The organism is Dysgonomonas sp. 37-18 (assembly GCF_001899125.1).
Lineage (GTDB): Bacteria > Bacteroidota > Bacteroidia > Bacteroidales > Dysgonomonadaceae > Dysgonomonas.
Genome location: NZ_MKVC01000030.1, coordinates 249,270 through 275,708 on the forward strand (window position 1 = coordinate 249,270; position 26,439 = coordinate 275,708).

At 38.1% G+C, this 26,439-nt stretch carries 22 protein-coding genes; 21 read left to right on the top strand and 1 reads right to left on the bottom strand.

The annotated features are described in order from the left end of the window. Positions 1 to 105: 105 nt before the first annotated feature. Positions 106 to 2,373 carry an aconitate hydratase gene (locus BGO84_RS12020; RefSeq protein WP_291029451.1) on the bottom strand — a complete coding sequence of 756 codons (2,268 nt, stop codon included), beginning with the start codon at positions 2,371 to 2,373 and terminating at the stop codon, positions 106 to 108. Between the two features lie 288 nt (positions 2,374 to 2,661). Between BGO84_RS12020 and BGO84_RS12025 the strand changes: the two genes are divergently transcribed. From BGO84_RS12025 to gldN, 21 genes are all read left to right on the top strand, one after another. Next, entirely contained in the window at positions 2,662 to 3,696 is a 1,035-nt protein-coding gene (locus BGO84_RS12025; protein WP_006842420.1) for a tetratricopeptide repeat protein, read from the top strand. Positions 3,697 to 3,729: 33 nt separating this feature from the next. Continuing rightward, on the top strand, positions 3,730 to 4,281 hold the full coding sequence (locus BGO84_RS12030) for a sigma-70 family RNA polymerase sigma factor (RefSeq protein ID WP_135103811.1): 552 nt from the start codon (positions 3,730 to 3,732) through the stop codon (positions 4,279 to 4,281). A gap of 58 nt (positions 4,282 to 4,339) precedes the next feature. After that, on the top strand, positions 4,340 to 4,705 hold the full coding sequence (locus tag BGO84_RS12035) for a hypothetical protein (protein WP_291029453.1): 366 nt from the start codon (positions 4,340 to 4,342) through the stop codon (positions 4,703 to 4,705). A gap of 2 nt (positions 4,706 to 4,707) precedes the next feature. Then, complete coding sequence (locus BGO84_RS12040; RefSeq protein ID WP_291029455.1) at positions 4,708 to 5,196, top strand: hypothetical protein; 489 nt, start codon at positions 4,708 to 4,710, stop codon at positions 5,194 to 5,196. A gap of 227 nt (positions 5,197 to 5,423) precedes the next feature. Beyond that, on the top strand, positions 5,424 to 6,278 hold the full coding sequence (gene hisG, locus BGO84_RS12045) for an ATP phosphoribosyltransferase (RefSeq protein ID WP_135103814.1): 855 nt from the start codon (positions 5,424 to 5,426) through the stop codon (positions 6,276 to 6,278). Further along, complete coding sequence (locus BGO84_RS12050; RefSeq protein WP_291029457.1) at positions 6,275 to 6,802, top strand: GNAT family protein; 528 nt, start codon at positions 6,275 to 6,277, stop codon at positions 6,800 to 6,802. Before hisG ends, BGO84_RS12050 begins: the two co-directional genes overlap by 4 nt. Before the next feature lie 3 nt (positions 6,803 to 6,805). Further along, the gene (gene hisD / locus BGO84_RS12055) at positions 6,806 to 8,092 is read left to right on the top strand and encodes a histidinol dehydrogenase (protein ID WP_291029459.1); all 1,287 of its coding nucleotides are present in this window, start codon (positions 6,806 to 6,808) and stop codon (positions 8,090 to 8,092) included. Further along, complete coding sequence (locus BGO84_RS12060) at positions 8,089 to 8,439, top strand: hypothetical protein (RefSeq protein WP_135103817.1); 351 nt, start codon at positions 8,089 to 8,091, stop codon at positions 8,437 to 8,439. Before hisD ends, BGO84_RS12060 begins: the two co-directional genes overlap by 4 nt. After that, positions 8,436 to 8,867: a GNAT family N-acetyltransferase gene (locus BGO84_RS12065; RefSeq protein WP_291029460.1), complete on the top strand. Its 432-nt coding sequence runs from the start codon at positions 8,436 to 8,438 to the stop codon at positions 8,865 to 8,867. Before BGO84_RS12060 ends, BGO84_RS12065 begins: the two co-directional genes overlap by 4 nt. Positions 8,868 to 8,913: 46 nt before the next feature. After that, positions 8,914 to 9,369: a cupin domain-containing protein gene (locus BGO84_RS12070; protein WP_135103819.1), complete on the top strand. Its 456-nt coding sequence runs from the start codon at positions 8,914 to 8,916 to the stop codon at positions 9,367 to 9,369. Between the two features lie 88 nt (positions 9,370 to 9,457). Continuing rightward, positions 9,458 to 10,036, top strand: a complete 579-nt coding sequence (locus BGO84_RS12075) for a DJ-1/PfpI family protein (RefSeq protein ID WP_135103820.1) — start codon at positions 9,458 to 9,460, stop codon at positions 10,034 to 10,036. A gap of 148 nt (positions 10,037 to 10,184) precedes the next feature. Then, positions 10,185 to 11,213, top strand: a complete 1,029-nt coding sequence (gene hisC / locus BGO84_RS12080) for a histidinol-phosphate transaminase (protein ID WP_291029462.1) — start codon at positions 10,185 to 10,187, stop codon at positions 11,211 to 11,213. A 52-nt stretch (positions 11,214 to 11,265) separates the two neighbouring features. Then, positions 11,266 to 12,381, top strand: a complete 1,116-nt coding sequence (gene hisB, locus BGO84_RS12085; RefSeq protein ID WP_291029464.1) for a bifunctional histidinol-phosphatase/imidazoleglycerol-phosphate dehydratase HisB — start codon at positions 11,266 to 11,268, stop codon at positions 12,379 to 12,381. Positions 12,382 to 12,478: 97 nt separating this feature from the next. Then, positions 12,479 to 14,584 carry a putative porin gene (locus tag BGO84_RS12090; protein WP_291029466.1) on the top strand — a complete coding sequence of 702 codons (2,106 nt, stop codon included), beginning with the start codon at positions 12,479 to 12,481 and terminating at the stop codon, positions 14,582 to 14,584. A 7-nt stretch (positions 14,585 to 14,591) separates the two neighbouring features. Further along, on the top strand, positions 14,592 to 15,404 hold the full coding sequence (locus tag BGO84_RS12095; protein ID WP_291029468.1) for a transporter substrate-binding domain-containing protein: 813 nt from the start codon (positions 14,592 to 14,594) through the stop codon (positions 15,402 to 15,404). Between the two features lie 188 nt (positions 15,405 to 15,592). Next, on the top strand, positions 15,593 to 16,786 hold the full coding sequence (locus tag BGO84_RS12100) for an AAA family ATPase (RefSeq protein WP_291029470.1): 1,194 nt from the start codon (positions 15,593 to 15,595) through the stop codon (positions 16,784 to 16,786). A gap of 88 nt (positions 16,787 to 16,874) precedes the next feature. Further along, complete coding sequence (nifJ, locus tag BGO84_RS12105) at positions 16,875 to 20,438, top strand: pyruvate:ferredoxin (flavodoxin) oxidoreductase (protein WP_135103826.1); 3,564 nt, start codon at positions 16,875 to 16,877, stop codon at positions 20,436 to 20,438. A 185-nt stretch (positions 20,439 to 20,623) separates the two neighbouring features. Then, on the top strand, positions 20,624 to 22,786 hold the full coding sequence (locus tag BGO84_RS12110; protein WP_291029474.1) for an SUMF1/EgtB/PvdO family nonheme iron enzyme: 2,163 nt from the start codon (positions 20,624 to 20,626) through the stop codon (positions 22,784 to 22,786). 27 nt (positions 22,787 to 22,813) lie between these two features. After that, positions 22,814 to 23,692 (top strand): gliding motility protein GldL, encoded by an 879-nt coding sequence (gldL, locus tag BGO84_RS12115; RefSeq protein ID WP_291029476.1) that lies wholly within the window; start codon positions 22,814 to 22,816, stop codon positions 23,690 to 23,692. Between the two features lie 53 nt (positions 23,693 to 23,745). Beyond that, positions 23,746 to 25,314 carry a gliding motility protein GldM gene (gene gldM / locus BGO84_RS12120; protein ID WP_291029478.1) on the top strand — a complete coding sequence of 523 codons (1,569 nt, stop codon included), beginning with the start codon at positions 23,746 to 23,748 and terminating at the stop codon, positions 25,312 to 25,314. Positions 25,315 to 25,335: 21 nt separating this feature from the next. Continuing rightward, positions 25,336 to 26,208 (top strand): gliding motility protein GldN, encoded by an 873-nt coding sequence (gene gldN / locus BGO84_RS12125; RefSeq protein ID WP_291029480.1) that lies wholly within the window; start codon positions 25,336 to 25,338, stop codon positions 26,206 to 26,208. Positions 26,209 to 26,439: the final 231 nt, after the last annotated feature.

Here is a 26,439-nt window from a genome sequence, read left to right on the forward strand (position 1 = left end):
TACATTGTGTTTCTATGTAAAAGGTGACAAAAGTAACAGGTTAATGATGTTTTCGTAATGTCACCTTTTACTATAGGTGTAACTTTATAATGAGATAAATAAAAATTATTTTTGTTTCATATAGTTCAGGGCACTACCGGCTTTAAACCAAGCTATCTGCACCTCATTATACGTATGGGCAACCTCAAAAGATTCTTTTATCCCATTCTTGTGTGTTAGTTCAACAGTCAGGTTTTTACCGGGTTTAAATTCAGTGAGACCGATTATGCTGATTTTGTCGTCTTCCTTTATTTTTTCATAGTCATTCTTATCCACAAAGGTAAGCGCCAGCATCCCTTGCTTTTTTAGATTTGTTTCGTGTATACGAGCGAAAGACTTGACTAGTATAGCTTTTACATTCAAGAAACGAGGTTCCATCGCAGCATGTTCACGAGAAGATCCTTCTCCATAATTTTCTTCGGCAACAACAACTGACCCTAACCCCTCGGCTTTAAACTTACGGGCTAGTTTTGGAACTGGTATGTATTCGTTCGTTTCCTGATCAAGTACTGCATTTGTTTTATCATTGAAAGCGTTTACTGCCCCAATGAGCATATTGTCGGAGATGTTATCCAGATGTCCTCTGAATCGAAGCCACGGGCCTGCCATCGAAATATGGTCTGTTGTACACTTTCCTTTTACCTTAATAAGAAGCGGTTGTTCTATAATGTCTTTACCATTCCATGCAGCAAATGGCGCTAATTCTTGGAGCCGTTGCGAATCTTTTGCTATGCTAATTTCGATATCCGATCCATCTGCAATAGGAGCTAAAAATCCGGATTCTTTCAATTCATATCCCAACGGAGGTAATTCATATCCTTTTGGCTCTTCCAATTTTACTTTCTCCCCCTCACTATTTACTAAGGTGTCAGTCATCGGGTTGAAACAAAGATCACCGGCAATGCTCAATGCGGCAACAATCTCAGGAGATGTAACAAATGCGTGTGTATTTGGGTTTCCATCGTTTCTTTTTGCAAAGTTCCTGTTAAAAGAGGTAACGATAGAATTCGCACGCTCAGGGTCTTTACTTTCACGCTTCCATTGTCCTATGCATGGGCCGCAGGCATTCGCCATTATGGTAGCGCCCACTTCTTCGAAGGCCGGAAGTATGCCGTCTCTTTCGGCTGTATAACGTACTTGTTCCGATCCGGGGTTGATAATGAATTGTGCTTTAACTTCTACATGCTTTTGTTTTGCGTCTTTTACGATCGATACTGCTCGTGATAAGTCTTCATACGATGAGTTCGTACACGACCCTATCAAGCCCACCTCCATTTTTTGAGGATAGCCTTTTTCTTTCACTACTTTGGCAAATTCCGAAATCGGATGAGCTGCGTCGGGAGTGAAAGGGCCATTTACGTATGGTTCGAGTGTCGATAAGTCTATTTCTATTACCTGATCGAAGTATTCTTTCGGATTGTTTACTGTTTCTGTATCCGGTTGAAGATACTCGATTACTTTATCTGCAAGTTCAGACACATCGGTGCGTTCTGTTGCTTTTAGGTAATCAGATGATTTTTTGTCGTAAGGGAAGATGGATGTGGTTGCACCTACTTCTGCTCCCATATTACATATAGTTGCTTTTCCCGTAGCAGATAGCGAACTTGTTCCATCTCCGAAATATTCTATAATAGCATTGGTGCCTCCTTTTACGGTAAGTATTCCTGCCAATTTCAGTATTACATCTTTTGGCGAAGTCCACCCGGATAGTTTTCCTGTGAGTTTTACACCGATCAGTTTAGGCATTTTTAGTTCCCAAGGCATTCCTGCCATAACGTCAACTGCATCGGCGCCACCCACGCCTATGGCTATCATGCCCAATCCTCCGGCATTAGGTGTATGAGAGTCCGTTCCTATCATCATTCCTCCCGGGAAGGCATAGTTCTCGAGTACTACTTGGTGTATGATGCCGGCTCCCGGCTTCCAAAAGCCGATGCCGAATTTATTTGATACGGCACTCAGAAAGTCATATACTTCTTTGTTTGTTACTTCGGCCGTGTTCAGGTCTTCTTTTGCCGATTTATGAGCTTGTATCAGGTGGTCGCAGTGTACGGTGGAAGGCACAGCCACTTTTGTTCGCCCTGAATTCATTAGTTGTAATAAAGCCATTTGAGCTGTAGCATCCTGCATAGCAACCCTATCGGGTGAAAAGTTTACATAATCGGTGGCACGGACATAGTTTTTTAAAGGCTCATCTGTTGATAGGTGAGCGTATAGGATTTTCTCGCTAAGGGTTAATGGTCGCTTAAGAATCTTCTTTGCTTCATCAACTTTTTTGGGGTAAGATTCATAGAATTTACGAATCATCTTTATGTCAAACGTATTACTTTTCATCGATCATTGTTTTTTTAGTTATGTCCAAATACCTAGAATAACAAAAATAATAAAAATGTTCTATTATGTGACGTCTTTCATATAGAAAGATTATATTACGCATAGATAAAGTAAGCTAAAATTGAATATCTATATATAAATGTAAGATGTGGATAAAATCGTTGTTTTTAGATAATATGAAATAGCTGTATATTAAACCTCGGTCTTTTAAAAAAGTCTAAGAATTTTAGTTAAAGGCTTATTTTAGCAGGATTTTCTTATTTTTGTAGCTCTAAACAATTTTATGGCATGAAGAATATCATCTTTATATTAATTCTATTATTCGCAACATTATCTATAAAGGCCCAGTCTTCCTCCGAAAAACTCATTAGAGAAGGGGTTAGCCTTCATGATAAGGGGCGTTATAAAGAAGCCATATCTTCTTATGAAGAGGCATTGAAGGTAAATCCTTCGTCAATGTCTGCTGTTTACGAAATGTCTTTGTCTTATTTGAAGCTTAATAATTATGAGCGTGCGGTAAGCTTAAGCTCAAAAGTTATTAATGCCAACTTTCAGCCTTTACTTATGGATGCCTATATTGTAAAGGGTACGGCGCTGGCTAATATGGATAAGATGAGCGATGCAATTAAAACATTGAACGATGCGGTTGTCAGATGTGGAGATGAGTATTTGCTTCACTTCAACTTAGGACTCTGCTACTTCAATAGCAAGGACAATAAAATGGCTGCGCATCACTTGCGTAAAGCGATAGAAATAGATGCAACGCACTCGAGTGCATTCTTGTTGTATGCTTATGCTTTGAACGACTTGGATCAGTGGGTGCAGAGTTTTTATGCATTCCATTTCTTTTTATTGTTGGAGCCCAATACCGAAAGATCGAAAGATGCTTTCAGTGAGATGTTGGATATATTGAATGCCAAACTAGAACCCGGTTCTGTAAGGCTGACTCCTGAAGATGGAATAGATCGGGAATGGCTGTATAAGAATATACAATTGAAGAAACCGCAAGGCACGGATAGTGCTTCTGAATATTCTTATTTTGTAGAGGCTTCGAAGCTTATATTCTTTACTATAGCGCAAATGCAGAATGACTCTCAAAGTGGATTGTTGTGGTTTTTCTTTGTTCCTACCTATGAAGAAATCTTAGGTTCGGGACATTTTGATACTTATTGCCGCTATGTGAGTGTTGCTTATTTCCCCGAATCGCTTACATGGTGGGATAAAAATAAGACGCAAGTTGATAATTTTATCGAATGGTTCGAGCATGGTCAGGGTGAAGCCGATGAAGAAGCCGATTTTGGTGATGATTCGGATTTAGAATAATAGAGTAATTGATATTTGGAAGATTTATAGTAAATGTCACGGGAGGCAGAAGAACAACTTATAGAGAGGCTTCACGAGCCCAAAACTCAGCAGGCGGCATTTGCCGAACTGGTGAAGGAGTATAGTGAGCCTTTGTATTGGCAGATACGAAAAATTGTATTGAGCCATGATGATACGGATGATGTCTTGCAAAATACATTTATAAAAGTATGGACAAGTATCGAAAATTTCCGGGGAGACTCCAAACTGTCTACCTGGCTTTATCGTATAGCTGTTAATGAAGCTATTACATTTCTCAATAAGCAGCGATCTCTGAACAATGTTTCGATAGATGATGCAGATACGTTCTTATTGGGTAAGCTCGAAGGTGATGAGTACTTTGACGGAGACGAAGCTCAACTGAAACTACAGAAAGCAATTCTTCTTTTACCGGAGAAGCAGCGTATTGTTTTCAATATGAAATATTTTGATGAAATGAAATATGAAGATATGTCCGAAATTTTAGAAACCTCTGTGGGTGCGCTAAAAGCGTCTTATCATCATGCGGTAAAAAAAATAGAGGAATTTTTAACAACAGAGAATTAAACCTTTTATCTAAATAATAGTCTATACTACAGATAAGGAATCTAAAGATTAAACAATCATGTTGGATAATTTTGACAAAAGCAAAAAACCTTTTAAAGTTCCCGAAAATTACTTCGAGAATTTTAATAACAGGATAATGGATCAACTGCCTTCTAAAGAAGAACCAAAGGTAAAGATTGTTCCGTTGTGGAAGAAGGTATTGCCTTGGACAGCAGCTGCGGCAGCAATTGTTGGTGTTTTGTTCACAGTTGGTGTTTTTGACAAAAACAATATGCCTTCGGATAAACAATATGCCAATCAAAAGACGGATATGACCGGAGAAACTATTGCATATACCAGTGCTCAGGACGAAGAGGATTACTATCTTTTTTTGCAGGATGAGGTAAGGAAATCTCAATTTAAGGAAATGTTATATAACTATTAATAATGAATACCGATATGAAGTTGAAAAGTATTCTGGTTTTGTTCTTGCTGTTCTGTTTTACGTTTTCAGTTGCAGCCCAGAATAGACCGAGACAAGGTGGAGGACGGTTCGATATACAAGCATTCAACCAAAAGAAAGCAGAGTATTTAAAAAAAGAACTTAACTTAACAGATGCGGAAGCTAAAGCATTTTTGCCGTTGGAAGCAGAGTTTTCAATGAAAAAATATGAAGCTAACCGTGAGGCACGAAGGGAGACCCGCGAACTGAAGCGTAAAAAAGACAAAACGGATGCAGATTATAAAAGAATTGTTCAATTGAATCTGGAATCGGAACAAAGGGATTCTCAGTTACAAATCGAATATTATAAGAAGTTTGCAAAAGTACTCTCGGCTGAGAAGTTGGAAAAGTATAGATCAGTTGATATTCGATTCAAAGAAGACGAATTGAAGCGCCACAGGGAAAGATTCAATTCTGGTGGAGATTCTGATTAAAAGTGAAAAAATAATGACATAAAGTTTGGTTTATTGCAAATAATGTATACTTTTGTTTTTATAAAAATAAAATTATGAGCAATAAATTTCATCATCATCATTATAGTGTTACTCCCGTTGGGTAAGTAAGTATATTGATGTGGTGTTTGCCAAAATATAGAAGAGCTTGCCTGATAGAGGTAAGCTCTTTTTTTTGTTGCTGGAAAATAATATAAAATTAATATATCATGGTATTAAGAATTGCTGTTCAGTCGAAAGGTCGGCTATTTGAGGAAACGATGGCGCTTTTACAAGAAGCCGGTATAAAACTGAATAATATTAAGCGCACGCTGCTTATTCCTGCAAAGGATTTTCCCGTAGAGATTCTCTTTTTGCGTGACGATGATATCCCGCAAGCTGTAGCTACAGGGGTTGCCGATATCGGTGTGGTAGGAGAAAATGAATATAAGGAAAAAGCCGAGGCTGCGGATGTCGTAAAAGGCTTAGGGTTTAGCAAATGCCGCTTATCGCTGGCTATTCCAAAGGATGAAAAATACGAAGGTGTGCAATGGTTTGAAGGGAAGAAGATAGCCACATCTTATCCTCATATCTTAAACCAGTATTTAGCAGAACAGGGTATTAAATCAGAGATTCATATTATTACCGGATCGGTAGAGATTTCGCCTAGTATAGGTCTCTCCGATGCTATTTTTGATATAGTGAGTTCCGGAGGGACATTGGTCAGTAATCGTCTGAAAGAGGTTGAGGTTGTAATGCAATCGCAAGCCTTATTGATAGCAACAAAAAACTTACCACAGGAGAAAAAGGATATTCTTGATGAGCTAATATTCAGGATAGAAGCTGTTCAGAGTGCAGAAGGGAAAAAATATGTACTTCTGAATGCACCCGAAGATAAGCTTGAAGAAATATTTGATATCTTGCCGGGTATGAGAAGTCCTACAGTTACCCCACTAGCTACAAAGGGTTGGTGTTCTGTTCAGTCGGTTATCGAAGATAAACGTTTTTGGGAGGTTATCACCAAACTAAAAGCATGTGGTGCTGAAGGCATTATTGTATTACCTATAGAAAAAATGATTTTATGATAGACGTCTCAGAAGATATTGTATTATATCCTTTGTCTGTAGATGATATCTTTAAGATATTCAATACGCTCAACAACGAACGAGAATATATGCGTGAATGGTTGCCGTTTGTAGATGCTACAAAAGAAGCGGAAGATACGGGTAACTATGTGAGATATGTATTGCAGACAGCTGACAAACAATTTACTATATACTATAAGGATCAGTTTGTAGGACTGATTGGTTTCAAAGATACGGATTCAGATAATAAGAAGACAGAAATAGGATACTGGTTGTCACAATATGCTCAAGGTAAAGGCATCATGATACAATCGGTTGCCAAACTTATAGAACATGCCTTCGGTGAACTGGATATGAATCGTATTCAGATAAAGGTTGCGGTAGGTAATGATAAGAGCCGCCGTATTCCTGAAAAGCTTGGCTTTCAGATGGAGGGTATAGAGCGTGATGGCGAATTGTTGGTAGATAATGTGTTTACTGATATAGCTGTTTACAGCTTGTTGAGGAAAGAATATAAGAAGTAAATTATGCAGATAATAAAATATCCTTTACGCAGCCAGTGGACAGAAATCTTGGCACGTCCTGTTTTCGATACTTCAGTATTGAACAGCACAGTTAGTTCTGTACTTGATGATATAAAAGAAAGAGGGGATCAGGCTGTCTTTGAATATGAAGAAAAGTTTGATAAAGTGACGCTTCTCTCTCTGGCAGTTTCGTCAGAAGAAATAGCAGAAGCCGAGAATTTAGTTTCTCAAGAATTAAAGGGAGCTATCAGACAAGCAAAAGAGAATATCGAGGTATTTCATCGTAGTCAGATATTTGAGACTAAAAAAATAGAGACAAGCAAAGGTGTCTCTTGTTGGCAAAAAGCCGTCGCTATCGAAAAAGTAGGACTTTATATTCCGGGGGGGACAGCTCCTTTGTTTTCTACTGTCTTGATGCTTGCCATTCCGGCTAAAATTGCAGGTTGTAAAGAGATTATTCTTTGTACACCACCCAATAAAGAAGGTAATATACATCCGGCTATATTGTATGCAGCAAAAGAAGCCGGTGTGGATAAAGTATTTAAGGCGGGAGGAATACAGGCTATTGGAGCCATGGCTTACGGTACGGAATCTGTACCTAAAGTATATAAAATATTCGGACCGGGGAATCAATATGTAATGGCTGCGAAACAGCTTGTAAGCCTCAGAGATGTAGCGATAGATATGCCGGCAGGACCATCCGAGGTACAAGTGATTGCTGATGAGACATCCATACCTGCATTTGTTGCTGCCGATTTATTGTCGCAGGCAGAGCACGGAGCAGATAGTCAGGTGATATTAACAACAACCAGCGAATCTCTTATCTCTGAAGTTTTGCACGAGATAGAGCGACAATTGTTTGAGCTTCCTCGTCGAGAGATTGCTGAAAAGGCATTAGAAAATAGTAAGCTGATCCTATTAAAGGATAATAGGGAAATTATAGATATAACCAATGAATATGCACCCGAACACCTTATTATAGAAACGGCAGACTATGCAGATATTGCAGACGAAGTAGTAAATGCAGGTTCTGTTTTTCTTGGAAATTATACGCCGGAGAGTGCCGGAGATTATGCTTCAGGGACAAATCACACGTTACCTACTAATGGTTATGCTAAGGCTTATAGCGGCGTTAATTTGGATAGTTTTGTGAAAAAGATAACTTTCCAGAAGATTACAAAAGATGGCATTCACAATCTTGGCAAAACGATTGAAGTAATGGCAGAGAACGAACAATTGTTTGCTCATAAAAATGCAGTAACTTTACGTCTAAAGGACAAAGAAAAATGAAATCACTTAGTTTATTAGTTACAATCGTACTATTGGTAAGCTGTTCGGCCTTTGAGAAAACAATCAATAAGGCTCAATATGTAAATGCCGACAAGGTAATTTACGAAAAATATTTTGGGGAGAGAGTTGAAATACGAAACAAGGCTCAAATAGCCAGATTAGTTGATATCATAGGTTCGGCACAGAAGGAGGCTGTAGACTTTATTCCGAAAGATCAGTTTGTATTTATTCGAAGTAAAGATACTATCTCCATACAGCGAAACGGAGCATTGCTGAGAGACGGAAATGGTACATATCGCTTAGGTGCTTACATGTCGACAGAACTAAATAAACTGTTAGAAAAATGATTCAGGCCAGAATTATAAAATATGGTACATCAGACTACGATAAGATGGTTGCTCTTCGTTATAAAATATTGAGAGCGCCTCTAGGACTTACATTTTCTGCTGAATATCTCGAAAAGGAGAAAGAGGATATGCTCTGTGTCTGCGAAAATGAAGGGCAGATTGTAGGATGTTGTATTCTTACACCAATAGATAAAAATATAGTTCAATTGCGTCAAATGGCAGTAGATGACTCTGTTCAGAAAAAAGGAATAGGTGCAAAGTTGCTCTTGTTCGCAGAAGAGTCTGCAAAAGCGAACGGATTTGATAAGATTGTACTGCATGCCCGAAAGGTTGCGATAGGATTCTACCTGAAATATAACTATGGTATAGTTGGTGACGAGTTTGAAGAAGTTGGTATTCCTCATTTTGAAATGCAGAAAATACTCTAAACATACCAAGAAAAATATTCGTATAAAGACATATATAAATTGAATAATGATGGAAAACGAAAAAAAACAAGTACTGGAAACAGTCTCAAAATATGTAGATATTACATTAACTCCTTTTGGAAAACCTCAACGGACAGTTATAGATATAGAAAAGAGAGATCCGATGTATGATGGTAATGGCGTTGTGTACATGCTGTCTATATTCGAGAAAGGAGAATTGGTGAATAACCGTATTGGTACTTACATGGTTTTGTTGAATAAGGGTGATCAGGCTGGATTTCATGAGCATGGCACTAAGAAAGAACAAGAGTTATATGTATTGGTTCATGGCGAAGGAGAATATATAGAACGTGAAGGATTGGACAAAATTACCCGAAAGTTCAACTTGAAAAAAGGAAACGTAACATCTATTCAAGGAGATAATAATTATCACTCTATAATCAATACGGGGGACGAGCCTCTGATCGTATTTGTTGTGACTACATATCAGCCTAATATATAAATAACTTTAACTCATAGAGCCTTTTGTTAAAATATTATTTATATTTATTGGAATTAATTGATTGTCTAATTATAAAATCTGTTTTATCATGAATAAAAGAATATTGATGCTAGCGGGCGATTTTGTTGAGGATTACGAATTGATGGTTCCTTATCAGGCACTGGTGAGTGTAGGATTCCATGTAGATGTAGTATGTCCGGGTAAGAAAGCCGGAGAACAGGTTGCTACGGCAATACATGATTTTGTAGGATTTCAGACTTATGCAGAGCTGAGAGGTCATAACTTCACATTGAATAAGACTTTTGATAATGTAAAAATTGAAGATTACGCAGGATTGTATATTACAGGTGGTCGAGCTCCTGAATATATTCGTCTCGATCCTAAAGTAATAGAATATACAAAGTATTTCTTCGAAAAAAATCTGCCTGTTGCAGCTATTTGCCACGGTATACAGGTGCTTACTGCCGCAGATGTGGTTAAAGGAAAGACGCTTACCTGTTATGTAGCTGTAGGGCCTGAAGTTAAGTTGGCCGGCGGTAATTACAAAGATATTCCCGCTACCGAAGCTATTACAGACGGTAATCTGACTACCTCCCCTGCATGGCCCGGACATCCGGCTATATTAAAAGAGTTTTATAAACTTCTTGGGGTTAAAATTGAATTGTAAAATATACAAGTATAAGAGAATAGGAGTGCTCAAAAGTGTGTTCTTCTCTTTTGGGCACTTTCTTAGCTCTGATATATGGCAGTGCTTGCTGCGTAGTTAAGTTAAATAAATAAGATAAAAAGACATCTAAACTAAACAGTTTAAAGGAATGAATTTACAGCAGCTTGTGCGCAAAAATGTGTGGAATATGAAGCCTTATTCATCGGCTAGAGATGAATTTAAAGGAGAAGCATCAGTGTTTTTAGATGCCAATGAAAATCCTCTGAATGATAAGTATAATCGTTATCCCGATCCTTTACAGTGGTCTTTGAAACAAAAGATCGCTAAGGTAAAAAATATAGCTTCCGAAAATATCTTCTTAGGCAATGGTAGTGATGAGCCTATCGATCTGGTTATTCGTATCTTCTGCGAACCTCGCATTGATAATATTGTTGCCGTTGATCCTACTTACGGGATGTATCAGGTTTGCGCAGAGGTGAACGATATAGAGTATCGGAAGGTATTGCTGAACGAAAACTTCGATCTGGATGCTCAGAAGCTACTTGAAAAAACAGATCGTAATACAAAGTTGATATTTTTATGTTCTCCTAACAACCCTACAGGAAACTTGTTAAGCAGGGAAGAAATAAAAAAGGTATTAGATTCTTTTGCGGGTATTGTAGTCGTTGATGAGGCTTATATTGACTTTGCTTCTGAAGCGACATGGCTGAATGACCTTGAGAAATATCCTAATCTGATAATTCTGCAAACATTTTCTAAAGCATGGGGATTGGCTGCTGTACGTCTAGGCATGGCTTTTGCTTCGGCTGAAATAATCAAGTTGTTCAATAAAGTTAAGTATCCATATAATGTAAATATTCTGACTCAAAATTTTGTTGGAGATGAATTAGACAAACTTGAATTAAGGAAGCAGTGGATTGCTACCTTGCTCGAAGGACGAAATTATCTGATAAATGAGTTGCCAAAATTACCTTTTGTAGAGAAAATATATCCCACGGATGCCAATTTTATATTGGTAAAGGTTGAGGATGCCAATAGCCTGTACAAGCAATTAGCAGATAAAGGTGTAATTGTTCGCAACAGGAATTCGGTCTCTTTGTGCGCCGGGTGTTTGCGTATAACAGTAGGTACTGATAAAGAAAATGAGATGTTAATTAAAACTTTGCGAACGTTATAAACATATCAATAGAGAGGGAAATCCGATCTAAAAGCATATCCAATATATTATAATGAAAAAGAAAGCTCTATTTATAGACCGTGATGGGACATTGGTTATAGAACCACCGATAGATTATCAACTGGATAGCCTCGATAAACTTGAGTTTTATCCTAAGGTTTTTCGTAATCTTTATTTTATCCGAAAGAATCTCGATTTTGAATTTGTGATGGTTACCAATCAAGATGGATTGGGTACCCCATCCTTTCCCGAGGATACATTCTGGCCGGCACATAACAAAATGCTTAAGACGCTGGAAGGAGAAGGAATCGTATTTGATGATATCCTTATTGATAAAAGTTTTCCTGAAGATAATGCCCCGACACGAAAACCTCGTACAGGTATGTTAAGCAAATATATGACAGGGGATTATGATCTTGAGCATTCTTTTGTGATTGGAGACAGGCAAACAGATGTTGAGCTAGCAAAAAATCTAGGTTGTAAAGCTATCTTTATGCAAGATGAATTTGTTTTACCTGATGAGCTAAACGATATATGTGTACTCCAAACTACCGATTGGGATGTCATCTCTGAGTTTCTGTTTGCCGGAGAGCGCAAAGCAGAGGTAAAAAGAACGACCAAAGAAACAGATATATATGTCGCACTCAATCTGGACGGAAAAGGGTATTGTCAGATATCTACAGGTTTAGGCTTTTTCGATCATATGCTTGAGCAAATAGGAAAACATTCGGGGATGGATCTTACCATACAGGTAAAAGGAGATCTGCATGTAGATGAACATCATACAATAGAAGATACCGCTATTGCTTTAGGTGAAGCAATATATAAGGCATTAGGAGATAAAAGAGGTATAGAACGTTATGGCTATAGCTTGCCTATGGATGATTGTTTGTGTTCCGTTGCGCTTGACTTTGGAGGTCGGGCTTGGTTGGTTTGGGATGCAGAGTTTCATCGTGAGAAAGTAGGAGATATGCCTGCCGAAATGTTTCTACACTTTTTCAAATCTTTGAGTGATTCAGCAAAAATGAACCTCAATATAAAGGCAGAAGGCGCGAATGAGCATCACAAAATAGAAGGTATTTTCAAGGCGTTGGCCAGAGCTTTGAAGATGGCGAAGAAGAGAGATATCTTCAATTACGAACTACCTTCTACCAAAGGGGTGATTTGACTATTTAATGTGAAATTGATGCAATAAATAAAGCAAGAGCCTGTTTTTAAAGGTACATTAACTACTCATTTTTCATTTTTTGTGTAAGTTTGCACCAATGAAAAAATATACAGTATTTCTTTTGTTATTTCTTTTCGCTTCTCTTGTTGCGGAAGCACAAAACAAGAAAGCTTTACAGTCTCCCGCAATAGTGGAGAAAGCGGATTCTATATCTGCAAGTCTTGGTAAATTGCCTCCGAGTGGACGAAAAATAGATACAGTAAAAGTTGAAGTTCCTAATATATATGTGTGGAAAATAACACCACGTTTGGGAGAACGTATATTTATTCCTCGCGATTCGGCTGTAATAGATTTTCATAAAAGTATGTTAGTGGATGGAAAAGGTGTAGCTATTGGCTATTTGGGTAATGTAGGCTCTCCTTTACAATCTAAAATATTTTTTGAACGACCCGAGCCTTCCCGTTTTATTTTTCAAGACCCGGTGCGTGCATGGCGAAAAGGGCCGGAGGATCAGATATTCTATAATACAAAAGTACCTTACTCTGAGATTAAATATCAAAGTGGGGGTGGAGGTGAAAGCGCTGAAAATCGTTTTCAGGGAGAGATATCCATGAATATGGGTAAAAAGTTGAATGTCGGTTTTGATTTTGACTATATATATTCTCGTGGATTTTACAACTCTTTGTCAAATAAAGGAGTAAGTTATGATTTATATGCCAGTTATATAGGTGATAAGTATAAGATGCATGCTTACTTCCAAAATAATAATTTTACTATTATCGAGAATGGAGGTATATCCGATACATTATATATTTCAAACCCTGATCATCCCAATGTAGTCAATAATGGAAACTTCAAAGGTAGTTCGTTGGATATTCCTACACGAATGCAGGATACTTGGAACAGACTCAGAGGTCGTAATCTGTATGTGACTAACAGATATGATCTGGGTGATGATACAGAAACATATCCTGTAAATGACAGCGTGATGGGAACACGGAAAAAGAAGGACTATGTTTCGTTAGCAAGTGTGATCTTTACAACGCACTATACAGATCAACGTCGCAGATTTAATTCAAACTATAGTAATATCGCGAATGTATATACCCCACAGCTTTGGAATGGGGAGAAGGGCTGGACTACTCTTTCGGATCCGAAGTATGAGGCGAATATTGATGATTATATGTCATATTATTCTTTCAAGAATACATTGGCATTGGCGATGAATGAAGGCTTCCAAAAATGGACGAAATTTGGTTTAACAGCCTTCATTGAGCATGATCTGCGTAAATATTCCATGCCTTTTTTAGGTATCGAGGAATCAGGGACTATGTATGGTCTTCCAGGTGCATCGATGAAAGAAAGTGAATATTCATTGCTTGTAGGAGGAGTATTAACGAAGGAAAAGGGGAAGTTTTTAAGATATAGGGCTACGGCCGAAAAAGATTTACATAATAGTGATTACAGGCTCGAAGGAGAAATTACAACTCGATTGAATTTCAGAAATAAAGACTTTTCGGTAAAAGCTAATGCTTATATAAAAAATATAAGTCCAAGTTTTTTTCAGAACAATTTTTCATCTAAGTATTGGAACTGGAAGGATATGGGTTTGAAAGATACACGTCGTGTTTATATAGGTGGCGAGATTATTTTTCCAGAACTGTCATTTTCTCAGACTCGGATAAGTGGAGGTGTTGAAAATATAACAGGGTTGATATATTATAATCAGGAAAAGAAAATAGCTCAAAGTAATGAAGAAATACAAGTGATAGCTTTACGCCTCGATCAGAATTTCAGATCCGGAATTTTCCACTGGGACAATCAGGCTGTATATCAATATACCAAGAATGAAAAAGCTTTACCATTACCTCAATGGAGTTTGTACTCGAATATATACCTGACTACTAAACTGGCTAAAGTATTGACTCTGCAGTTGGGTGCTGATGCTTATATTCATGCAAAATATCATATACCGGGCTATGAGCCTTTGACTATGCAGTTTTATAATCAACAAGATATGAAACTCGGAGAGTTTCCTGTTGTAAGTGCCTATCTGAACCTTCATCTGAAATATACTCGCTTTTTTGTTATGATGTATAATATTGCCGAAGGAATGGGTAATGGACAGTCGTTTTCTCTATATCGTTATCCGGTAAATCCGAGGGTTTTAAAATTAGGAATTTCATGGCAATTCAATAATTAGTAAAGTTATGAAGAATAAGGCTTTCTTATCGGTTCCCATAATTGTTATTATTCTGATTGTTGTTTGGATTTTTATACGGAATAATGCTACAGATAAGGATTCTCGTGACTACCCTCAAATTCAGCATGAAGGAGTGCTTCGAGTAGTTACAGATTATAACTCTGTTGGTTATTTTGTGTTAGGGGATACGATTGCCGGTTTCAATCACGATCTTATTGAATTATTACAGGAGAATATTCCTTTAAAAATAGATATTCAGCTAGAATCCAGTATAGATAAAAGTATGGATGGATTGAGAACCGGAAAGTACGATATTGTGGCTAGGAATATACCTGTTACTTCAGAGTTGCGTGACTCTGTAAATTTCACAGAAGCCATTGCTCAGAACAGGCAGGTGTTGATTCAACGTAAAAAAAAGTATAATGATAATATAGAGCCGATTAGAAGTCATTTAGACTTGGCTAAGAAAACGCTTTATGTTCCTGCTAAGTCTCCGGTTATCCTTCGGATACAAAACTTGGCTCATGAAATAGGGGACACAATATATATAAAGGAAGATCCGGCCTATGGTTCTGAGCAGTTGGCTATGATGGTAGCATCAGGAGATATCGATTTTGCAGTTTGTGACGAAAAGGTAGCAGCTAATATTGCCAAAACATCGCCCGAAATAGATTATTCTACTTTTGTAGGGTTTACTCATTTAGAGGCCTGGGCTGTGAGGAAAAGCTCTCCTGTCTTGCTTGATTCTCTGAATGTTTGGATCAGCCGTATAAAGGGGACGGAAGCATATAATAAAATATACAAAAAATACTATAATTGAGTTTTTTTAAGCACTATTTTAGTAGAACTAATAGAGTTTGTTATTCATCATTGAAAAATACACCATGCGAATATAAAATTTTTCTGCATTTTTATATGCTGTTTCAAGAAAAATGATTAAAATTGCTAAGTGGACTTTGCAATGACATAAAAAAAAGTTACCTTCGTCGGGGTTTTAAGGAGTATCGAGTGGAATCTTTTTTTCGGACACATAAGTATTTAGTTGAACATCTTTTCGAAGATGCAACTCCCAGACTGTTAATGCAACAGGTTGACTGGTCGCGCCGTTTGATTGGAATCAAGGGGGCGAGAGGTGTCGGGAAGACTACATTCCTTCTGCAATATGCTAAAGAGTTCTTTGAGCTAGACAAACGAGACTGTTTATATATCAATATGAATCAGTTTTATTTTACAGTCAGAACAATCTTTAGTTTTGCAAAAGAGTTTGTAGAAAAAGGGGGTAAGACGCTTCTACTCGATCAGGTATATAAGTATCCGGGGTGGTCTAAAGAATTGAGAGAATGTTACGAATGTCTTCCTCAACTGAAGATCGTATTTACAGGTTCTACTGTAAACAAGCTCGGAGAAGATACAGAGTTGGCATCTATTGTAGATGTATATAATCTGAGAGGTTTTTCCTATCGAGAATTCTTAAATATTCAATTTGGAAAGAATTTCAAACCCTATGGTTTGGATGACATAATAAATAATCACCGTGAAATAGCTGAGGATATATTCTCAGAGATCAACCCTTTAGAACATCTGTGGGGTTATATACATCACGGTTATTATCCGTTTTTTCTTGAAAAAAGAAATTTTTCGGAAAATTTACTCAAAACGGTAAATATGATGTTGGAGGTAGATGTATTGTCTATCAAACAAATAGAAATGTCTTATTTGCCTAAATTAAGAAAATTGCTGTATCTATTGTCTTTGTCTGCACCGGGCAAACCCAATATCAGCCAATTGAGTACCGACTGTGAGATATCCAGAGCTACAGTGACTAATTATCTGGAATATTTGCGTAGCGCCAGATTGATAAATATGCTTTATAGGGAAGGAGAGGAGTTTCCAAAGAAACCCGATATGGTCTATATGCATAATACGAATCTGATTTTCCCTCTGAAAATATCAGATGTAAATGATCAAGAGCTGCGTGAAACATTTTTCTACAATCAGGTGCATCACAGCGATAGCAAATTGAAGAAAGGAGCTAAAAGCGGAATGTTTATTGTCGAAAATGATGACAAGAAATATAAATTTAAGATAGATGGTCAAAAAACCAGAGGCAAACATAAACCGGAGATGATTTACGTAATAGCAAATCTAGAGAGGGGTGATAGAAATATTATTCCTTTATGGCTGTTTGGTTTTTTATATTAAAAGAATAAGGAGCTGATAATTGAAAAGTTGTCAACTTAGCCAAATCAAAAAAATGTAAACTAAAAAAGATAATCAACTATTAAAAAGTATGGCTAAACAAAAAAAATTCATTACATGTGATGGAAATCAGGCCGCAGCACATATTTCTTATATGTTCAGCGAAGTGGCTTCGATATATCCAATCACACCATCGTCAACTATGGCAGAGTATGTTGATGAATGGGCAGCAGCCGGACGCAAAAATATATTCGGCGAAATCCTCAGAGTGCAGGAAATGCAGTCGGAGGCTGGTGCTGCTGGTGCAGTTCACGGATCATTACAGGCTGGAGCTCTAACAACTACTTATACGGCATCGCAGGGATTGTTGTTGATGATCCCTAATATGTACAAAATAGCAGGAGAGTTACTCCCTAGCGTTTTCCACGTATCGGCACGTGCTTTGGCGGCACAGGCTTTGTCTATCTTTGGAGACCATCAGGATGTTATGGCAGCTCGTCAGACCGGGTTCGCTATGTTCTTCTCCGGCTCGGTGCAAGAAGTTATGGACTTGTCTGCTGTTCCTCATTTGGCAACTCTCGAGTCTCGTATTCCTTTTATGAATATTTTTGATGGATTCCGTACATCTCACGAAATACAGAAAGTGGAAGAAATGAGTCAGGATGACTTAATTCCTCTTGTTAACCAAGAGGCTCTTAAAGGATTCCGTGATAGAGCATTGAATCCAGAAAATCCTGTAACTCGTGGTACAGCCCAGAATGATGATATTTATTTCCAATCGCGTGAAGCTGCTAATAAATTCTATGATGCAGTACCTGCTATTGTTGAAAAATATTTAGAAGAAATCAATAAGATTACAGGTCGCAAATACGGCTTGTTTGATTATTACGGAGCTGAAGATGCTGACCGTGTGATTATAGCTATGGGTTCGGTAACAGAAGCAATTAAAGAAACTGTAGACTTCTTGAATGCCAAAGGAGAGAAAGTCGGCTTAGTAGCAGTTCACCTTTATCGTCCATTCAAAGCTGAAGCTTTCCTTTCTGCAGTTCCTAAAACTGCAACAAGAATAGCTGTACTTGACCGTACAAAAGAACCGGGAGCTCTTGGACAGCCATTGTATATGGATGTAAAAGACTGTTTCTTCGGTAAAGCTGATGCCCCTACAATTGTTGGCGGTATTTATGGACTTTCTTCTAAAGATACTACTCCTGCTCAGATTATGTCTGTGTACGAAAATCTGGCGATGAACCTACCTAAGAACGATTTTACAATCGGTATCGTAGATGATGTTACATTCAAATCATTACCTCTTAAAGAAGAAGTTTCTGTAGATGATACTACTTATGAAGCTAAATTCTATGGTTTAGGATCGGATGGTACAGTAGGTGCAAACAAAAATACAGTTAAGATTATCGGTGACAATACCAATAAATATTGTCAGGCTTATTTTGCATACGACTCTAAAAAATCAGGAGGATTTACAGCATCGCATCTTCGCTTTGGTGATAATCCTATCCGTTCTACATATTTGGTAAATACTCCAAACTTTGTAGCATGTCACGTTCCTGCTTATTTGCATTTGTATGATGTAACTAAAGGATTGAAGAAAAACGGAACATTCCTTCTCAACTCTGTATGGAGCAAAGAAGAAGTAGGAAACTACCTTCCTGATAATGTAAAAAAATATCTTGCAGTCAACAATATCAATTTCTATATCATCAACGCAACTCAGATTGCAACAGAAATTGGTCTTGGAGGCCGTACAAATACAATCCTTCAATCAGCATTCTTTAAGATTTCGAATGTAATCCCTTACGATTTGGCTGTAGAACAAATGAAGAAATTCATTGTGAAATCATACGGACGTAAAGGTGAAGACGTTATCAATAAGAATTATGCTGCGGTTGATCGTGGTATCGAACTCGAAAAAGTTGAGGTTCCCGCAGAATGGGCAAATATCGTAATTGGTAAAGCTGAAGAAGATGACGCTCCTGAGTTTATCAAAAACGTAGTTCGTCCAATAAATGCACAACGTGGTTACGATCTTCCTGTATCTGTTTTCGTAGGTCGCGAAGATGGTACATGGGATCATGGTACTACAGAGTATGAAAAACGCGGTGTTGCTGCTTTTGTACCTGTATGGGATGCCGAAAACTGTATACAGTGTAACCAGTGTGCTTATGTTTGTCCTCATGCTACTATACGTCCGTTTGTTTTGGACGCAGAAGAGCAAGCTCAAGTTCCGGGCGATGTTACTTTGTTGAAAGCACAGGGTAAACAATTTGATGGTATGGGCTTCCGTATTCAAGTGGATGTGCTAGACTGCCTTGGTTGCGGTAACTGTGCTGATATCTGTCCGGGTAAGAAAGGAAACTCTGCTCTTACAATGGTTGAGATCGGATCACAATTCCCTGAGCAAGACAACTGGGATTTCATGGTCAAGAATGTAACAAGCAAGGCTCACCTTGTTGATACTAAGTTGAATGTGAAGAACTCTCAATTTGCAACTCCGCTGTTTGAGTTCTCGGGTGCATGTTCTGGTTGTGGAGAAACTCCATATATCAAACTTGTGACTCAGTTGTTTGGTGATCGTATGTTAATTGCCAACGCTACAGGTTGTACATCAATATATGGTGGTTCAGCTCCATCTACTCCATACCGTAAGAATGAAGAAGGTAAAGGGCCGGCATGGGCTAATTCACTATTCGAAGATAATGCAGAGTATGGTCTTGGTTTTGCCTTGGCTAATATTACTATGCGCAACAGACTCGAAAAACTGATGAACCAAGCTCAGGATTGCGATAAATGTTCACCTGAAATAAAAGCTCTATACAAAGAATGGGTAGAAAATAAAGATGAGGCTGACAAGACAAAAGAACTTACAGCTGCAATGTTACCATTACTGGAAGTAGAGAAAGATAAATGTGATTACTGCAAAGAGATATATTCATTGAAACAATATCTAATCAAACGTTCTATCTGGATATTTGGTGGTGACGGTTGGGCATATGATATAGGTTTCGGCGGATTGGATCATGTATTGGCTACAGGCGAAGATATCAATATTTTGGTATTGGATACAGAGGTGTACTCTAATACAGGAGGCCAGTCTTCTAAATCTACTCCGATAGCAGCGGTTGCTAAATTTGCTGCAGCAGGAAAGAAGATTCGCAAGAAAGACCTAGGTATGATAGCTACTACATACGGTTATGTATATGTAGCACAGATTGCTATGGGTGCTAACCAAGGACAATGCCTGAAAGCGATCAAAGAAGCTGAAGAATATAAAGGCCCATCATTAGTTATTGCATACTCTCCTTGTATCAGCCATGGTCTGAGAAAAGGAATGGGACATGCACAGGATGAAGAGAAAGCAGCAGTTGCTTGCGGATACTGGCATCTATGGCGCTACAACCCGATGTTGGAAGAGGAAGGTAAAAATCCATTTACAATGGATAGCAAAGAGCCTGACTGGTCTAAATTCCAAGCGTTCTTAGGTAACGAGGTTCGCTATACATCTCTACAAAAATCAAATCCTTCTGAAGCTTCTGAACTATATGAAGCAGCACAGAACAATGCGATGTGGAGATATAATAGTTATCAGCGTTTAGCTAATAGCAGTTTTGGCAAATTTGACGAGACAAAAGAACTGTAAAATTAATAAATATTATCGATGAGAGGGGAGCCTGGAAAGGCTTCCCTTTTATGTTTTTAAAAACACGCAAAATCCAATCGTTTATTGAGTTAAGTTATTATTTGATAAGAAAATAAATAAATATTAAAAAAAAATATTATCTTTGCCACACTTGATATATCGTTACTATAACTGTTACAAAACAAATGAACAAAAAAACTTTACTGACTTCACTGCTATTGGTCTGTGTATCAATAGTCTCTTATGCTCAACGTCAAAGCTCAGAGCAATATTCAGTTCCTTCGAGGAATGAATATTTGTTAAAAGATCCAGTGTGGTTCATATCCATTGGAGGTGGTGCCCAATTATATGTGGGTGAGGATGATAATGGTGTTCCGTGGAATAGGACGTCATTTTCTAGTAGATTAACCTTTGCTCCAACACTTTCCGTTGGTCGTAGAATGAGTACATTGATTACTCTACGAGCTCAAATATCAGGAGGAAGCATACATGGCTTCAATGATGGTTGGAGCGGAACTTACGATAGATGGTGGAAACATGGAACGAATGGCGAAGGGTTAAAAATGTTAACTAAAGACCCTGCCTGGGATTATATGGGTTGGATTGAAGGTGTTGATTATGAGTATAGTGCTGTTGATGAGAGTGGAGTGCCTGTTTGGCATCCTACAAAATATCAACCAAACGAACAATATTATATGCAACATTTACGTTATATGAGTATAACTGGAGATGTGCAGTTAAATTTTCTTAATCTTATAAATGGATATAGGCCCGAACGTAAGTTCGAAATAAATCCTTTTGTAGGTGTAGGCATGTATCAGCGCTTTGCTCATAGAGGAAATCTTCAGGGTACTTTCTTTGGTGGAAGCGGCGGTTTGAACTTAGGCTTTAATTTAACTCGTAACTGGCAAATATTTGGAGAGGGAAGAGTCGTTTTACTTAGTGATACCTTTGATGGACAAAAAGGGGATAAAAGTAATAATGGGCTAGCTCAGGCAACGCTAGGTGTAACCTATAAGTTCACAAATCCAAAATATATTGACCCTGCTATTGAAACTCGTTTACGTTTACCTTACAATATAGCCCGTGCCTGTGACAATATGGTTCTTGTTCCGGGAGGTAATATAGAGTTAGGGACAGGTATTGATCCTTTATGGGGAGATGAAGTACCTCGTAAACTTGTTGCTGTCAGCCCATTTTGGATGGATGAAACCGAAGTTACAAATAAGCAGTATCGTGAGTTTGTATATTGGGTCCGTGACTCTATTATAAGAGAACGTTTGGCAGATCCGGCGTATGGAGGAGACCCAACGTTTAAAGTTTTGGTAAGACCTGAAGATCAAAATAGTGCTGTTGGGCAGCGTTTAAACTGGAGTAAGCCAATTCCTTGGAAAAATCCAACTCAACGCGAACAGGCTGCTATAAACAGTGTGATAGGAGGAAATCCTTTTGCTGCGGATAAATCCGGATTGATAAATACTGCTTTGAATTTTAAATATGACTGGTTTGACGTAAAAAGTTATAATGCGTTTTTGGCAAAACTAAAAGAAGGCGATGCACGTTCTATAGTTATATCCAAGGATACAGCTTATGTAAATCAAAGAGGTGATATTATTCGCGAAACATTAGCAAGATCATCGCACGGAGATAAGATTGATTTTACAAATACATATATTGTAAATGTTTACCCTGATGTGATGGCATGGATGACAGATTTTGCTAATGCTAAGAGTGAACAATATGTAGGCAAATATTTTAATGATAAGGCTTATAATAATCATCCTGTGGTAGGTGTATCGTGGGAACAAGCCGATGCTTATTGTTCATGGCGTACAGATCGCTATTTGGCTGAAAAGAAGTGTAGCTTAGACGGTTTCGAAGGGTATCGTTTGCCTACAGAAGCTGAATGGGAATTTGCGGCAAGAAACGGACGTTCGGAGTTGATTTATCCGTGGTATTCGGATAAAACGCATACAACCGATGGGCTGGCTCATGCTAACTTCAGAGCATCAAAAGATTTGAAAGACTTAATGTCTCCTGTAGCAAGCTTCTTGCCTAATCGTTTTGGACTTTACGATATGGCGGGTAATGCGGCAGAATGGACAACTACAACATTTACGGAATCTGTAGATCGTATGGCTGATGAGGCTAATCCTGATTTCAGCTATAGAGCAGTACTTGCAGACCCAAGAGTGTTGAAACGTAAAATTGTAAAAGGCGGTTCATGGAAAGACTCTACGGTTAAATCCGGAGATCGTTCTGTTGAATTTCAAGATAAAGGCCGTTCATTCATTGGTTTCAGATGTGTAAGAACATGGAGCTTTGATGAAAGGGGTAAATTCTATTAAAAAATAATTTTTAAGAGAGCTCTCAAAATGGGAAAAGCGTGGCATAGTTTTAGGCGATTTATTGCAAGTAGAAGAGGACAGACAGTGTTTAATATTCTTTATAGTTGGGGTGCTGCTGTAGTCATCCTGGGGGCAATGTTTAAAATTATGCATGTACCGGCAGGGAACATCGTTCTGATGATCGGAATGATTGTCGAGGTTATTGTTTTTATTGCCGCAGGGTTCGACTACTCATCTCCATCGAGTGATGAGGTCGGAGCGAATGCTTTATCCGGAGTAATAGTAAGTGGTGGGGTTGGATATGACGAATCCCCTTCTAATATAAAACTAGCAGAGGCAAGGAAATCCGGAGATTCTATAAAATCCTCCGGAGTTTCCGGCTCTTCGGTCGTTGTTCTTGGCGGTTCGGGTGGAAATGGAGTAACAGCTGTTTCTGGCAGTGGATCATCTTCATCATCGCCTACAGGGCAAACTTCTGCTGCTCGTACAGGTTCGGCAGATTATGGACAGACCGCAGCAAATACAGCTCAAAATTTAGAAGAATTCTCCACTACAATTAACTCGTTGAATGAGGCTTCTCAAAAACTATTGAAAGCATATAATCAAATCACCGAAACAAATGGTTTTGTAGACAATCTGACTACATTAAATCAGAATGTGAGTGGTTTGAACGATGTATTTAATGCACAATTACAGACTATAACTGAACAAATGTCGGCTATCAGGTATATTAATGACAGTTTGGCAAGGATGAAGAATTTATATGATGGAGCTATTGGTGATAGTTACATGTTCAGAGAAGAGTCTGCGAAAATGACCAAACACATTGAGGCTTTGAACAATGTATATGCTCGTTTATTACAAGCTATGACAACGAATAACAATCCAAATCAACCTAAATTCTAAAATAATCGGGGAAATAGAAAACAGAATTAGAAACCTAAAGAAGAGAATATAAGATGGCTTTAAGTAAAGGGCAATTGACTAGGCAGAAGATGATTAATCTCATGTATCTGGTGTTTATTGCGATGCTAGCTCTAAATGTTTCTACCGAGGTATTGGATGGATTTGTGATGATTAACGATAATATTCAAGAATCTATTGTTGTCACAGATGAAAGAAATAAACAGATATACGCAGATATAGCTGCTTCTTATGAGACTAACAGAGACAAAACTCAGGACTCATATAATAGGGCACAAAGTGTAAAAGCTAAGACCGATTCTATTTTCGATTATTTGCAGTATCTAAAACTGGAAATTGCAAAAAAGACAGATGGAGCCGATGCTGATATAAATAATTTGAAATCGAAAGATAATCTCGATGCTTCTTCCGAAGTAATGATTTCACCAGTGGGTGGTCAGGGAAAGAAGCTGAAAAAAATATTAGACACGTATCGGGAAGCTATGGTGGCGCAGATTCCTGACGAGAGCAAACGTAAGATCGTAAGCAGTACTTTATCTACTGAACCTTCTGCAAGAGCAAAGAAGGATCATAAAGATTGGATAACTTCGTCTTTTGACGGTATGCCAAGTATTGCTGTGCTGACTTTCCTTTCAGAATTGCAAATGAATGTGAAGCAGGCCGAGGGTGAAGTTCTGAATGATCTTGCTAAAAATATCGACTTGAAAGATATTCGTGTGAATGAACTGAGTGCTTTTGTTGTTCCGCAATCAAATATGGTGATGAAAGGTGTACCTTACAAAGCCAATATTATAATGGCGGCGGTAGATACAACACAACGACCTCGTATTGTTATAAATGGTAAAGAATTACCATCCGAGAAAAATGGTTTGTATGAAGTTGGTACAGGAGCTTCCGGTACATATAAATTCGATGGATTTATCGAGCTTATGGATAGGAGTGGATTGCCTGTAAGACGTAATTTCTCTCAGGAATATACAGTAATGGAACCTATGGCCACAGTAGCGCCATTCTGGATGGATGTGCTATATGCCGGGGTTCAGAATATGTTGACTATTGCTGTGCCGGGTGTAGCCAGTCAGGACGTACAGGCTACAGTGGTAAGTGGGGGGACATTAACTCCTTCGGGCAAAGATTGGGTTGCAGTGCCTTCACCATCTCTGATAGGTCAGAAGTTTATAATTTCTGTATCTGCAAAGGTGAATGGAACACAACAATTCATAGCAAGGAAGGAATTGAGGATTCGTCCGTTACCGGAACCATTAGCGTTTATCTCATATACAGATCAGAACGGTGCACCAAAAGTATTTAGAAAAGGAGTTATAGCCAGATCTATACTGCTGGGCACACAGGGTATAAAAGCTTCTATCGATGATGGTATTCTGAATATTCCATTTCAGGTTTTGAGTTTCAGAACAATGTCTGTGGACGCTATGGGAAATGTAACTCCTGAAATGTCAAGTGGTGCTAATTTCTCATCTCGTCAGATAGAACAAATGCGAAGAATGACTAGAGGTACAATTTTAATAATATCAGGAATAAAAGCCAAAGGCCCCGATGGTATAGAAAGAGATCTATACCCAATGGAAGTAAGAATTAATTAATTAACACAAAATACACATCCTATGAAATATATTGTTTCATTAATGTTGGGTGGACTGCTCTCGGCAAGTTCACTCTCTGCACAAAACTCAGCAAATAACGCATTCAGAATGATGAATGGAGCACCTGTTACATCGTCCACGGAAGATATGATTACAGAGATTTCGTCCAGAGAGCTTTTTCTTATGGAGAATTCGATGAACGATTACTCGTCTGCTACATGGACTAGAGATATATACAGGGAAGTATATGATGTAGAAGGCAACGAATCGTTGTTTTATCCAACAGTTTCAACCGAAAAACGTGCAAATTTGTTTTCTCTTCTGATTAATCTTTTATCAGATAATACAATTGCCGCATATAAATTCGAAGATCAACCCGACTTCAATGATGATAGTAAATATACAGCAAAAGAGGTGATGGATCAGAATCGCATTGGATATACAGTAAATGACAATCATACACTTTCTATAAAAAGGGAAGATTTGGCAAATATGCAAATCACTTGTTACCTTGTAAAGGAAAAATGGTATTATGATATTGCAACAGGAAAAGGAGATGTCCGTGTAGAAGCTATTTGCCCTGTGATTTGCGACAGAGGAAGAGAATATCCGATGTTTTGGGTAATGTTTGACGATATTAGTGTATATCTCGCCAGGGCCATATCTCCCGTAGCTGTAGCTAATGTTACTCCGGTACTAAGCAATGCTTCTTTTTACGATATCTTCAGAAACAGATATTATAGAGGGTGTATATACCGTGTAGGGGTGCGAGACTTAGCTAAATATTTTACGACCCCTGAAAGTCTTACAAAAGAACGCAAACGTATTGAAAGCGAACTTGACTTTGTGCAATCCCGTTTTGACGCTGTAGCAACAGCTCATCAGAAGAATTAAGGAATTATGAGTTTTATATAGCCGAATTGAAGGGGGGGATCCGTATGGATACCCCTTTTCTTTTGCTAGTTTTTTTTGTGCAAATTAAGTTGCAAAAAGGAATTATTGTTGCATTCGCTCTTATCTGTTTTTTATCACAGAGTAAAAAGTACCACAGAATTTTTGTATTATATACTTATATACAAGAAAAAAGCTTAAAAGTTTCCTCTTAAGCTTTCTTTATGAATAAAT

What these genes read in the sequence shown, in the direction of transcription:
- BGO84_RS12020 (WP_291029451.1), bottom strand. Translation starts at nt 2,373, where the DNA reads ATGAAAAGTAATACGTTTGACATAAAGATGATTCGTAAATTCTATGAA.
- BGO84_RS12070 (WP_135103819.1), top strand. Translation starts at nt 8,914, where the DNA reads ATGATGGAAAACGAAAAAAAACAAGTACTGGAAACAGTCTCAAAATAT.
- BGO84_RS12030 (WP_135103811.1), top strand. Translation starts at nt 3,730, where the DNA reads ATGTCACGGGAGGCAGAAGAACAACTTATAGAGAGGCTTCACGAGCCC.
- BGO84_RS12035 (WP_291029453.1), top strand. Translation starts at nt 4,340, where the DNA reads ATGTTGGATAATTTTGACAAAAGCAAAAAACCTTTTAAAGTTCCCGAA.
- BGO84_RS12040 (WP_291029455.1), top strand. Translation starts at nt 4,708, where the DNA reads ATGAATACCGATATGAAGTTGAAAAGTATTCTGGTTTTGTTCTTGCTG.
- BGO84_RS12095 (WP_291029468.1), top strand. Translation starts at nt 14,592, where the DNA reads ATGAAGAATAAGGCTTTCTTATCGGTTCCCATAATTGTTATTATTCTG.
- gldN (WP_291029480.1), top strand. Translation starts at nt 25,336, where the DNA reads ATGAAATATATTGTTTCATTAATGTTGGGTGGACTGCTCTCGGCAAGT.
- BGO84_RS12065 (WP_291029460.1), top strand. Translation starts at nt 8,436, where the DNA reads ATGATTCAGGCCAGAATTATAAAATATGGTACATCAGACTACGATAAG.
- hisD (WP_291029459.1), top strand. Translation starts at nt 6,806, where the DNA reads ATGCAGATAATAAAATATCCTTTACGCAGCCAGTGGACAGAAATCTTG.
- BGO84_RS12110 (WP_291029474.1), top strand. Translation starts at nt 20,624, where the DNA reads ATGAACAAAAAAACTTTACTGACTTCACTGCTATTGGTCTGTGTATCA.
- hisB (WP_291029464.1), top strand. Translation starts at nt 11,266, where the DNA reads ATGAAAAAGAAAGCTCTATTTATAGACCGTGATGGGACATTGGTTATA.
- gldM (WP_291029478.1), top strand. Translation starts at nt 23,746, where the DNA reads ATGGCTTTAAGTAAAGGGCAATTGACTAGGCAGAAGATGATTAATCTC.
- gldL (WP_291029476.1), top strand. Translation starts at nt 22,814, where the DNA reads ATGGGAAAAGCGTGGCATAGTTTTAGGCGATTTATTGCAAGTAGAAGA.
- BGO84_RS12090 (WP_291029466.1), top strand. Translation starts at nt 12,479, where the DNA reads ATGAAAAAATATACAGTATTTCTTTTGTTATTTCTTTTCGCTTCTCTT.
- hisC (WP_291029462.1), top strand. Translation starts at nt 10,185, where the DNA reads ATGAATTTACAGCAGCTTGTGCGCAAAAATGTGTGGAATATGAAGCCT.
- BGO84_RS12050 (WP_291029457.1), top strand. Translation starts at nt 6,275, where the DNA reads ATGATAGACGTCTCAGAAGATATTGTATTATATCCTTTGTCTGTAGAT.
- BGO84_RS12075 (WP_135103820.1), top strand. Translation starts at nt 9,458, where the DNA reads ATGAATAAAAGAATATTGATGCTAGCGGGCGATTTTGTTGAGGATTAC.
- BGO84_RS12060 (WP_135103817.1), top strand. Translation starts at nt 8,089, where the DNA reads ATGAAATCACTTAGTTTATTAGTTACAATCGTACTATTGGTAAGCTGT.
- nifJ (WP_135103826.1), top strand. Translation starts at nt 16,875, where the DNA reads ATGGCTAAACAAAAAAAATTCATTACATGTGATGGAAATCAGGCCGCA.
- hisG (WP_135103814.1), top strand. Translation starts at nt 5,424, where the DNA reads ATGGTATTAAGAATTGCTGTTCAGTCGAAAGGTCGGCTATTTGAGGAA.
- BGO84_RS12025 (WP_006842420.1), top strand. Translation starts at nt 2,662, where the DNA reads ATGAAGAATATCATCTTTATATTAATTCTATTATTCGCAACATTATCT.